This is a genomic window from Mycobacterium sp. E1715, from assembly GCF_001667625.1.
Classification (GTDB): Bacteria; Actinomycetota; Actinomycetes; order Mycobacteriales; family Mycobacteriaceae; genus Mycobacterium.
In genome coordinates, this window is the sequence record NZ_LZJJ01000079.1 from 1 (window position 1) to 9,823 (window position 9,823).

Annotated in this window: 12 protein-coding genes; 5 read left to right on the forward strand and 7 right to left on the reverse strand. The window is 71.7% G+C overall.

The window, feature by feature from the left end:
- Nucleotides 1–408: lipase family protein (locus A9X03_RS04450; RefSeq protein WP_231975347.1), on the forward strand; the 408-nt coding region annotated here is incomplete at its 5' end.
- On the opposite strand, the gene A9X03_RS04455 is transcribed toward A9X03_RS04450, so the two are convergent.
- From A9X03_RS04455 to bioB, 3 genes are read right to left on the reverse strand one after another with little or no spacing between them, the layout of a single operon-like run.
- Nucleotides 403–1,041: a DUF2567 domain-containing protein gene (locus A9X03_RS04455; protein ID WP_067778362.1), complete on the reverse strand. Its 639-nt coding sequence runs from the start codon at nt 1,039–1,041 to the stop codon at nt 403–405. The genes A9X03_RS04450 and A9X03_RS04455 overlap by 6 nt on opposite strands.
- The gene (locus A9X03_RS04460; protein WP_067277974.1) at nt 1,038–1,265 is read right to left on the reverse strand and encodes a hypothetical protein; all 228 of its coding nucleotides are present in this window, start codon (nt 1,263–1,265) and stop codon (nt 1,038–1,040) included. Before A9X03_RS04460 ends, A9X03_RS04455 begins: the two co-directional genes overlap by 4 nt.
- A gap of 14 nt (nt 1,266–1,279) precedes the next feature.
- On the reverse strand, nt 1,280–2,314 hold the full coding sequence (gene bioB, locus A9X03_RS04465) for a biotin synthase BioB (protein ID WP_067748062.1): 1,035 nt from the start codon (nt 2,312–2,314) through the stop codon (nt 1,280–1,282).
- Nucleotides 2,315–2,446: 132 nt separating this feature from the next.
- Here bioB and A9X03_RS29665 point away from each other — a divergent pair, with 132 nt between their 5' ends.
- The 4 genes from A9X03_RS29665 to A9X03_RS04480 all read left to right on the forward strand — a co-directional run bounded on the left by A9X03_RS29665 (nt 2,447) and on the right by A9X03_RS04480 (nt 6,277).
- The gene (locus A9X03_RS29665; RefSeq protein WP_197498966.1) at nt 2,447–2,617 is read left to right on the forward strand and encodes a hypothetical protein; all 171 of its coding nucleotides are present in this window, start codon (nt 2,447–2,449) and stop codon (nt 2,615–2,617) included.
- Between the two features lie 88 nt (nt 2,618–2,705).
- A complete protein-coding gene (locus A9X03_RS04470; protein ID WP_067887981.1) occupies nt 2,706–4,550 on the forward strand; it encodes a hypothetical protein in 1,845 nt (614 codons plus the stop codon).
- Nucleotides 4,551–4,553: 3 nt separating this feature from the next.
- Complete coding sequence (locus tag A9X03_RS04475; RefSeq protein WP_068259864.1) at nt 4,554–4,916, forward strand: hypothetical protein; 363 nt, start codon at nt 4,554–4,556, stop codon at nt 4,914–4,916.
- 68 nt (nt 4,917–4,984) lie between these two features.
- Nucleotides 4,985–6,277 (forward strand): hypothetical protein, encoded by a 1,293-nt coding sequence (locus A9X03_RS04480; protein WP_369830995.1) that lies wholly within the window; start codon nt 4,985–4,987, stop codon nt 6,275–6,277.
- Here the strand turns inward: A9X03_RS04480 and A9X03_RS04485 are convergent.
- The 4 genes from A9X03_RS04485 to A9X03_RS04500 form a co-directional block, all read right to left on the reverse strand.
- The gene (locus tag A9X03_RS04485; protein ID WP_067748069.1) at nt 6,274–6,783 is read right to left on the reverse strand and encodes a 2'-5' RNA ligase family protein; all 510 of its coding nucleotides are present in this window, start codon (nt 6,781–6,783) and stop codon (nt 6,274–6,276) included. The two genes, A9X03_RS04480 and A9X03_RS04485, sit on opposite strands and share 4 nt — an antisense overlap.
- Entirely contained in the window at nt 6,783–7,463 is a 681-nt protein-coding gene (gene bioD, locus A9X03_RS04490) for a dethiobiotin synthase (protein WP_067748071.1), read from the reverse strand. Before bioD ends, A9X03_RS04485 begins: the two co-directional genes overlap by 1 nt.
- Nucleotides 7,460–8,608: an 8-amino-7-oxononanoate synthase gene (locus A9X03_RS04495; protein ID WP_067748073.1), complete on the reverse strand. Its 1,149-nt coding sequence runs from the start codon at nt 8,606–8,608 to the stop codon at nt 7,460–7,462. Before A9X03_RS04495 ends, bioD begins: the two co-directional genes overlap by 4 nt.
- A gap of 4 nt (nt 8,609–8,612) precedes the next feature.
- Nucleotides 8,613–9,823 (reverse strand): adenosylmethionine--8-amino-7-oxononanoate transaminase (locus tag A9X03_RS04500; RefSeq protein WP_068259874.1); only part of this gene is annotated, 1,211 nt, incomplete at its 5' end.

A 9,823-nucleotide genomic window follows, 5' to 3' on the forward strand; every position in this document is an offset into this window, starting at 1 on the left:
CCGCTCGATGCCATCCTGTCGACGCCCGAGGTCACGCACGTGTTCGAGAACATCAAGCTGGGTGTCGCGGTGCCGACGCCGCCGGTGTTGATCGTGCAGGCCGTCCACGACTACCTCATCGACGTGCACGACATCGACGTGCTCGCCGACGCCTATTCGGCCGGCGGCGCCCAGGTGACCTACCACCGGGACGCGTTCAACGAGCACATGCTGCTGCATCCGCTCTCGGCGCCGATGACGCTGCGCTGGCTCACCGACCGGTTCGACGGCCGGCCGCTGACCGAGCACCTGATCCGGACCACCTGGCCGACGATGTTCCACCCGATGACCTACGTCGGCATGGCGCGGCTCACCAAGATCGCGGCCAAGGTCATCCTCGGCCGCAGGATTCACCGCCGCCCGCTATGACCCGGGCGCTTCCGGGGCGCTGCCCGCTCCCACCGGGAGCGCATCGGAAGGCCGGTCGGGCGGCGGGGTAGCCCCCAGATCGTCGCGGGCGTCGGCGGCCGCGAGCACCGCATAGACCAGTGCGGCGATCGCGGCGGGCCACAGCAGCGTCAGCGCGATCCGCAGCGGATCGCTTGCGAAGAAGACCGGGGGCGCCTGGATGACGTAGGCCACCGACGGGCCCTTGGGCAGCGGCACCGCGTCGAAGTTCAACGCTCCGTACCTGATTCGGACAAGCGCCGCCCCGATGGCGGCCGCGACCGCGGCCGCGGCAACCAGGCCGGTCGCCAAGGCGACGACCATGCCCGGCCCCCGGCGCGCGCGCCATTGCCACGCCAGCGCCGGCGCCACCACCGCCGACACGGTGAGCAGGCCCAGCATCAGGCAGGGCGCGTCGAAGAAGTGCTGCGACTCGTTGCCGAGATAGTCGTGGACCCGTTCACCGGCGCGCGTGAGGGCCACCACGGCGTGGATCGGCGGGGCGATCCACGCCCACAGGGCGCCGACCAGCACACCCGCCGCCACCGGCGTCAGGACGGCGATGCCGATACGGCGCGCCCGTGACCTTCCCGGGGTGTGCGCGTGCTCGGTCATCGCTGGGCCTCCAGGTCGACCGAGTCGACCTGTCCGTGCCGCGAGCACCGCGCCCGCCAGCCGTCGGGGCGGACCTGCACCACCATCCGGCGTCCGCATTCCGCGCAGAACCGGGGCGGCTCCAGACCCAACTGCGCCGCTGTCGGCACCGCGGTGCCCCCCAACTCGCCGGTGTAGACGTTGTAGACGCCCGCGCTGACCGGAGCGCCCAGATCCCGAACCACAGTCTCCAAGTCTCTTACAAAGTGGCGTTGAGCGCCTTGATCGGCATCTGCAGATCGTCGAGCAGTTCCAGATCGGCTTCGGCCGGCCGGCCGAGCGTGGTCAGGTAGTTGCCGACGATCACGGCGTTGATGCCGCCCAGGATGCCCTTCTTGGCGCCCAGGTCACCGAGGGTGATCTCACGCCCCCCGGCGAACCGCAGCATCGCGCGCGGCAGGGCCAGCCGGAAGGCGGCCACCGACTTCAGCGCCTCGGCCACCGGCAACACCTCCAGGTCGCCGAACGGCGTGCCGGGCCGCGGGTTGAGGAAGTTCAGCGGGACCTCGTCGGGCCCCAGCTCGGCCAGCTCGGCGGCGAACTCCGCGCGCTGCTCGAGCGTCTCGCCCATGCCCAGGATGCCGCCGCAGCACACCTCCATGCCGGCGTCGCGCACCATCGAAAGGGTCTGCCAGCGCTCCTCCCAGGTGTGGGTGGTCACGACGTTGGTGAAGAACGAGCGGGCGGTCTCGAGGTTGTGGTTGTAGCGGTGCACACCCATCTGCGACAGCTGATCGACCTGCTCGGCGGTCAGCATCCCCAGCGAGCACGCGATGTTGATCTCGACCTCGTTGCGGATCGCCTCGATGCCGGCCGCGACCTGAGTCATCAACCGCTCGTCGGGCCCGCGGACGGCGGCCACGATGCAGAACTCGGTGGCACCGGACTTGGCGGTCTGTTTGGCGGCCTCGACCAGGCTCGGGATGTCCAGCCGGGCGCTGCGCACCGGCGAGGCGAACAACCCCGACTGCGAACAGAAATGGCAGTCCTCGGGGCAGCCACCGGTCTTCAGGCTGATGATGCCCTCGACCTCCACCTCGGGGCCACACCAGCGCATCCGCACCTCGTGGGCCAGCTCCAGCAGGTCGTCGAGCCGGTCGTCCGGCAGCTGCAGCACCCGCAACACCTGCTCGCGATCCAGTCCCTCGCCGCGCTCGAGCACCTGTTCGCGGGCAACCGCCAGAATGTCCGCGTCGTTGGCGCCGGTCGCCGGTCGAGTTGCCGCTTGAGTCACCAGTACTCCCCTGCATCGTCGCTGGCCGCGCGCGCGGCCTCCTGCCCCACGGTCGTGGCGGCTGTCAATAAAAAGTGTTCAAAGTAGGGTAACGGCCGCAGTGCATGCCATCCCCCGGGGTATCTCACCACCATGACCGATCCACACGTCACCTATGTGGCCCACCACATGATTCTGCTGGCGATCCCGGCGTTCCTGCCGGCGATCATCGTCGTCGGCGTGATCCTCTACGTCGCGCTCAAAGACCGCCGGACCCCCGACGAGTCCGAGGACGCCGGGCAGCGCGACGACGAAAATCGGTGATTGACCAGCCCGTGATTTGGGCATTCCGCTTCGTGCGAGCTGGATCACAGCTCGCCAGGCAGTCGGGCGCTGTTGGGAGGGTTTGACGATGACATCGGCGGAACTCGTTTTCGTTGCGGAGGCGCCGGCGCGCGGCGCCGGCCTCAACCAGGTGATCGGGCTCTCGGTCGCGGCGGTGGTGATCGCCGCGGGCATGCTGTGGATCGGTTATGCCCATCGCACCCATCGCATCCAGTGGCTGACCCGGGTCGCCGACAAGCTGGGCGAGAAGTTCCACCGGCCCAACTGGGTGGCGCTGCCGGTCATGATCTTCACGACGTTCATCATCTGCGCCCTGTTCGGGTTCATCTGGGACGTCAGCTGGCACATCGGCAACGGACGCGACCCCGGCCCGTTGGCCAACCCCGCGCACTATTTCATCATCATCGGCCTGTTCGGCATCTTCGTCGGCGGCGCGGTGTCGGTCGTGCTGCCGTTCGACAAGCCGGGGCCCGCGGCGGTGCGCATCACGCGCAACTGGTATGCGCCGGTCGGCGGACTGTTGATGGCCGGCTGCGGGATGTACGCGATGATCGGGTTCCCGCTCGACGACATCTGGCACCGGATCTTCGGTCAAGACGTCACCCTTTGGGGCCCAACGCATTTGATGATGATCGGCGGGGCGTGTTTCTCGCTGTTCTCGGTGCTGATGCTGGAGCGTGAGGGCGAGGCGCACGAAGCCGGGGAGGTATTCAACGGCGCGTTCATCTCGTTCCTGCGGTACCTGTCGTTCGGCGGGTTGTTCATCGGCCTGTCGGTCTACCAGATCGAGTTCGACTTCGGGGTCCCGCAGTTCCGGCTGGTGTTTCAGCCGATGCTGATCGCCGCGGCGTCCGCACTGGCCGCCGTCGCCGCCCGCCTGACGATGGGCCGCGGCGCCGCGATCATCGCGGCGGTGTTCGCCATCGCGCTGCGGGGCGCGGTCGCGGTGATCGTCGGCCCCATCCTGGGCGCCCCGATCAACTGGTTCCCGCTCTACCTGGGTCCCGCCCTCATCGTCGAGCTGGTGGCGCTGACGCCGTTGATCAAGCGCCCGCTGGTGTTCGGCGCCGTCTCGGGCCTCGGGGTCGCCACGGTGGGGCTCTGGCTGGAATCGCTGTGGATCGGGGCCGTCTACCACTACCCGTGGCCGACCAGCATGTGGGGCGAGGCGCTGGCGATGTCGGTGCCGGTGGCCGTCCTGACCGGGTTGTGCGGCGCGATGTTCGGCATGGTGCTCACCGGCGAGCGCCTGCCGGGCCGCCGGCTCGCCATCGGCGTCGTCGCGCTGACGGTGCTCGTGATCGGTTGCGCGGTGGCCAACGGGTTGCACATCCTCGTGCCGGGCAAGGACACCGCCACGGTGACGCTGACGGATCTGCCCAGCCCCGCAGGCCAGCGGATGGTGTCGGCCGATGTGATGATCTCCCCGACAACCATGGTCAGCGACCACCCGGACTGGCTGACGATCCTGTCCTGGCAGGGGCGGATGCAGAACGACCGCGGCCTGATGATCGACAAGCTCGCCAAGGTCGGGCCGGGGCACTACCGGTCCACGCAGCCGGTCCCGGTGTGGGGTGACTGGAAGACGCTGTTGCGGGTCCAGGACGGCCGCACGATGACGGCCGTGCCGATCTACGAGCCGGCCGACGACGCCATCCCGGCGCCCGAGGTCCCCGCCCTCGCGACGAGTACGCGGCCGTTCGTCCTGGAGGTCACGATCCTGCAGCGCGAGCGCGACCAGAGCGCGCCGGCCTGGCTGTTCACCGCCGGCGGAATCGTCGTGCTGTTCCTGACGCTGATGGTCATCACCGCCCTGACCTGGGGCGCCGGCCGGATCAACAACTACGACACCCTGCCCAAGCGGCCCGAGGAGGAGAAGCACACCGTGCCCGGCACCCCCCAGGCGGCGTGACCGATGGGGATGCGTAGCGCCCTGGCCGCGGCGTGGGTGGCGGCCTTGGCGTGGGCGCTGATCGCGTGCGGCGGTTCGCAGAGCCAGTCCCCTGCCGCCGGCCCGACGGTCGACGTCACCATCGCCAAAGGACAGGTGACCCCGACCAACGCCACGCTGCAGGCCAAGGTGCGCCAGCAGATCACCCTGCACGTGACCAGTGACGCCACCGACGAGTTGCACGTCCACTCGACGCCCGACCGCAAGTTCCCGGTCGCCGCGGCGCCCAACCAAACCTTCCAGTTCGCCGTCGACGTCCCCGGCAACGTCGAGGTGGAGCTGCACCATCTGGACCGCACGATCGCGACCATCCAAGTCCAACCGTGAGCGCCCGCGGCGCGACCGCGGTCCTCGCGCACGGCCTCGGCGGATCCGGCGACCTTCCGGTGCCGTACATGTACGCGATGGTCGGGGCGGCGTGGGCGCTGACGTTCACCTTCGCGCTGGTCGCGTTCGCGTGGCGGAAGCCGCGGTTCGATCCCGCCAAGCCGGGCCGTCCGCTGCCGGCGGCGGTGACCGCCGTCGTCGACGCGCGGGCGACGCGCTGGACGGCGGCCGCCCTCGGCCTGATCTTCGCGACCTGGGCGGTGGCGGCCGGGGTGTGGGGCCCGCGGTCGGAGGCCAACGCCCTACTCGGCGTGTTCTACGTGCTGCTATGGGTCGGGCTGGTGGCGGTGTCGCTGCTGATCGGACCGGTCTGGCGGGTGATTTCGCCGATGCGGACGATCTATCTGTTGCTGCGCCGCGGCACGCCGGAGCGCCTGCACTCACCGCGGCTGGCCTATCCCGACGGCTGGGGCTACCGGCCCGCCGCGCTGGGCCTGTTCGCCTTCGTCTGGATGGAACTGGCCAGCCCGAACCCGGCGTCGCTGCCGTGGGTGCGGGCGTGGCTGGCCGTCTACGCCGTGGCGATGCTGGCGGGCGCCTGGTTGTGCGGCCAGCGCTGGCTGGCCCGGGCCGACCCGTTCGGGGTGTACAGCATGGCGGTGTCGCGCCTGTCGCCGTTTCGGCGCGACCCGGACAGCGGGCGAATCGTGGTGGGGAACCCGCTCGACCATCTGCCGTCGCTGCCGGTGCGTCCCGGCGTGGTGGTGCTGCTCGCGGTGCTGCTCGGGTCCACCGCGTTCGACAGCTTCTCGTCGTCGCCTACGTGGCGCGGCTTCGCCGATCGGCTCTCCCCCGGCATCGGCCTGGCGCCCGCGGCGTCGTCGTCGCTGCTACGCACCCTCGGGCTGATCGTCTTCATTACCGTTGTCGCCGCGACCTTTTCGCTCGCCGCCCGCGCAACGGGCGGCGTCGACCGCGAGCGGCGCCGCGCCCTACCCGGGCAGCTGGCGCACTCCCTGATCCCGATCGTGGTGGGCTACATCTTCGCCCACTACCTGACCTACCTCGTCGAGCGCGGGCAGCAGGCGGTGTCCGCGCTGGCCGACCCCTTCGGCCGCGGCTGGAACGTGCTGGGGCTGGCGCATCAGCAGGTCGCCTACGTGCTGTCCACCCACCCGCCGGTGCTGGCCGGGATCAAGGTGGCGTGCGTGGTGACCGGCCACATCCTCGCGGTGGTCGCGGCCCACGACAAGGCCCTGCGGCTGCTGCCCAGGGGCCACCAGCTCACCGGCCAGCTGACGATGATGCTGGTCATGGTCGGCTACACCTTCACCGGCCTGTACCTGCTGTTCGGCGGCTAGCCGATCAGGTAGTCGACCTTCTTCTCGCCGTTCCAGTGCCGCAGGGCGGCGAAGCTGCCCTCGACCAGCGTGAGCCGGCCAGCGATGCGCAGCGCGCGGCTCAGGGCCGGGCCGCCGACACGTCGGGCCAGCGTGACGTGTGGCGTCCACTGACCCGGCAGGCTGGTGGGCGCCGCCGCGGGGGCCAGGTGCTTCCCGCACAGCCGGTGCACCTCGGCGTGGAAATCGAGCAATTCGGCCGTCGGCACGACGACCCGGGCCAGGATCGCATTGGAGCGCCCCAGCAGCAACGACGCGCCGACGGCGCAGCCCAGCGGCAGCCGCCCGGTGAGCGGCCGCAGCGCGGCGTCGGCCTCCTCGGCGATGCGGTCGGCCACCGCGAGCGTGACGTGCGGTCGCCCGGCGGGGGCCTGGCTGGGAATCCCGGCGCCCGCCAGCGCGTCCCACAGCCCGCGGATCGTGGCCTCGGTCTCGCCGTCGAAGAGCAGCTCGATGGAATGCACCATCAGCGAACCAGCGCGGTGACCCAGTCGCGGTCGAACGCCGCCGCGCTCATGTCCGCGAACTGCGCGGCGTCCATCGCCCCGGCGCCCGCGGGCAGCGCGGCCCGCACCGGGCCCAGCCGGTCCAGCGCGACCCGGTTCGAGGTCTCCGCAGGCCCGGGGCTGGCCGGCCAGCTCCCGATGACCAACCCCGCACACGAAACATTGTGCGCGGCAAGCGCTTCCAGCGTCAGCGCGGTGTGGTTGAGGGTGCCCAGCTCGGCGGTGACCGCGACCAGCGCCGGGGCGCCCAGCGCCACCGCCAGATCCCGCAGGGTGACCCCCGCGGCGGCGAGCTCGACCAGCAGCCCGCCGGCCCCTTCCACCAGCGTCAGCCGCCCGGGGCGGTCCAGGGCGGTGATCAGCCGCAGCACCTGGTCGCCGGTGGGCAGCGCAGCGCCGGCCAGCTCGGCCGCGGCGGCCGGCGCCAGCGGTTGCGGGTAGCGGGCGAGCGCGGCCAGTTCGGTCGCGCCGGACAGCCGGGCGACCTCGGCCAGGTCGTCGTCGCCGGAGTCGGTGCCGGTCTGGACCGGTTTGCAGACCGCCACGTCTATGCCGGCCTGACGGGCCTGGCAGGCCAGGGCGGCGGTGACGACGGTCTTGCCGACCCCGGTGCCCGTGCCCGTGACGACCAGGACGGTCAAGGGCGCGCCACGGCGAGGACGTCGGACAGCACCCGCCGGGCGATGTCGAGTTCGGCGGCGTCCAGCGACGCCCGCGCGGTCAGCCGCAGCCGGGACGTCCCGGCGGGCACCGTCGGGGGCCGGAAGCAGCCCACCTTCACGCCGGCATCCAGGCAGGCGGTCGCGGCGGCCAGCGCCACCTCCGGGTCGCCCAGGATCACCGACACCACCGCCGAGTGGGGCGCGTCGGGAACGTCGCACGCCTCGGCGAGGGCGCGGGCGTGCCGCAACACCGCCTCGGGCCGCCACGGCTCGGCCCGCAGCACGCCCAGCGCGGCGCGCGCGGCGCCCACCGCGGCGGGCGCCAGGCCGGTGTCGAAGATGAACGTGCGCGCCGCGTCGATCAGGTGGGCCCGCACCGCCGCCGGTCCGAGCACCACGCCGCCCTGGCTGCCCAGCGCCTTCGACAGCGTCGTGGTCACCACCACGTCGGATGCGCCGGCCAGCCCGAGCTCGTGCAGCAGCCCGCGCCCGCCACCGCGCACGCCCAGGCCGTGGGCCTCGTCGACGATCAACAGCGCGCCCTGCCGGCGACAGGCCTCGTGCAGCTCGCCCAGCGGCGCCAGCGCGCCGTCGGCGCTGAACACCGACTCGGTGATCACGACGGCCCGCTCCTCGTCGCGCGAGGCGAGGGCGGCCGCCACGGCGTCGACGTCGCGGTGCGGCGTCACCACCACCCGGGCCCGCGACAGCCGGCAGGCGTCGACCAAAGACGCGTGGGAGAGGGCGTCGGACACCAGCAGCGAACCCCGGCCCGACAGGCCGACGACCGCGCCCAGGTTGGCCGCGTATCCGGACGAGAAGAGCAGGGCCGCCGATGCGCCGACGTACTCGGCGAGCTCGGACTCGAATTGCTGATGCAGGTCGGTGTCGCCGGTGACCAGCCGGGATCCGGTGGCCCCGGCGCCCCACATGCGCAGCGCGGCGACGCCGCCCTCGATCACGTCGGGGTGCTGGGACAGGCCGAGATAGTCGTTGGACGCCAGATCGAGCTCGGTGGCGACGGCCGGGCGGGGCCGCAAGGAGCGACGCAGCCCCGCCCCGCGGCGCTGCTTCTCCACCTCCTCCAGCCAGGCCAGTGGGGAAACCTCGATCGGTGTTTTCATCGCCCTAAAGACTACGAGAGCCAACGAGGCGGGCGACCTCGACCATCGCCGAGGTGATCTGGGCGATCTCGCCCGGCGGGCAGATGTAGGGCGGCATCGCGTAGACCAGGTTGCGGAACGGGCGCAGCCAGACGCCGCGCTCCATTGCCGCCGGGGTGGCGACGGCCAGGTCGACCGGGCGGGCGCACTCGATGACGCCGATCGCCCCGCACACCCGCACGTCGGTGACGCCGGGCAGCGCGCGGGCGGGCTCGAGCCCGTCCGCCAGCCCGGCGGCGATCTCACCCACCCGCGCGCGCCAGTCCTGGTCTAGCAGCAGCTCGACGCTGGCCACCGACACCGCGCAGGCCAGCGCATTGGCCATGAAGGTGGGCCCGTGCATCAGCGCGCCGGCCTCGCCGGCGCTGATGGTGTGCGCGATGTCGGTGCTGCACAGCGTGGCGGCCAGGGTGACGTAGCCGCCGGTCAGAGCCTTGCCCACGCACATGATGTCCGGGCTCACCCCGGCGTGGTCGGCCGCGAACAGCTCGCCGGTGCGGCCGAAGCCGGTGGCGATCTCGTCGAAGATCAGCAGCACGTCGTGCCGCCGGCACAGCTCGCGCAGGTCGCGCAGGTAGCGGGGGTCGTGGAAGCGCATCCCGCCGGCGCCCTGCACCACCGGTTCGACGATGACGGCCGCCAGTTCGCCGGCGTGCTCGGCGAGCTGCTGCTCGAACGCCGCGGTGTAGCCGGGGTCGTAGTCGCGCGGGACCTGCGGGGCGAACACCTGGCGGGCCAGGATGTCGGTCCACAGCGTGTGCATGCCGCCGTCGGGATCGCAGACGCTCATCGGCGTGAACGTGTCGCCGTGGTAGCCGCCCCGCCAGGTCATCAGCCGGTGCTTGCCGGGCCGGCCGCGGCTGCGCCAGTACTGAAGCGCCATCTTGACCGCGACCTCGACGGACACCGATCCGGAATCGCTGAAGAACACGGTGTCCAGCCCGGCCGGGGTGATGTCCACCAGCAGCTGCGCCAGCCGGGCGGCCGGTTCGTGCGTGAGCCCGCCGAACATGACGTGGTTCATCACTCCCAGCTGCGTGGTCAGCGCCGCGTCCAGCACCGGGTGGCCGTGCCCGTGAATCGCGGTCCACCACGAGCTCATCGCGTCGAGCGCCTCGATCGGCTCGCCGTCCCGGATCAACGTCAACGTGGCCCCCCGCGCGGCGACCGCGACCA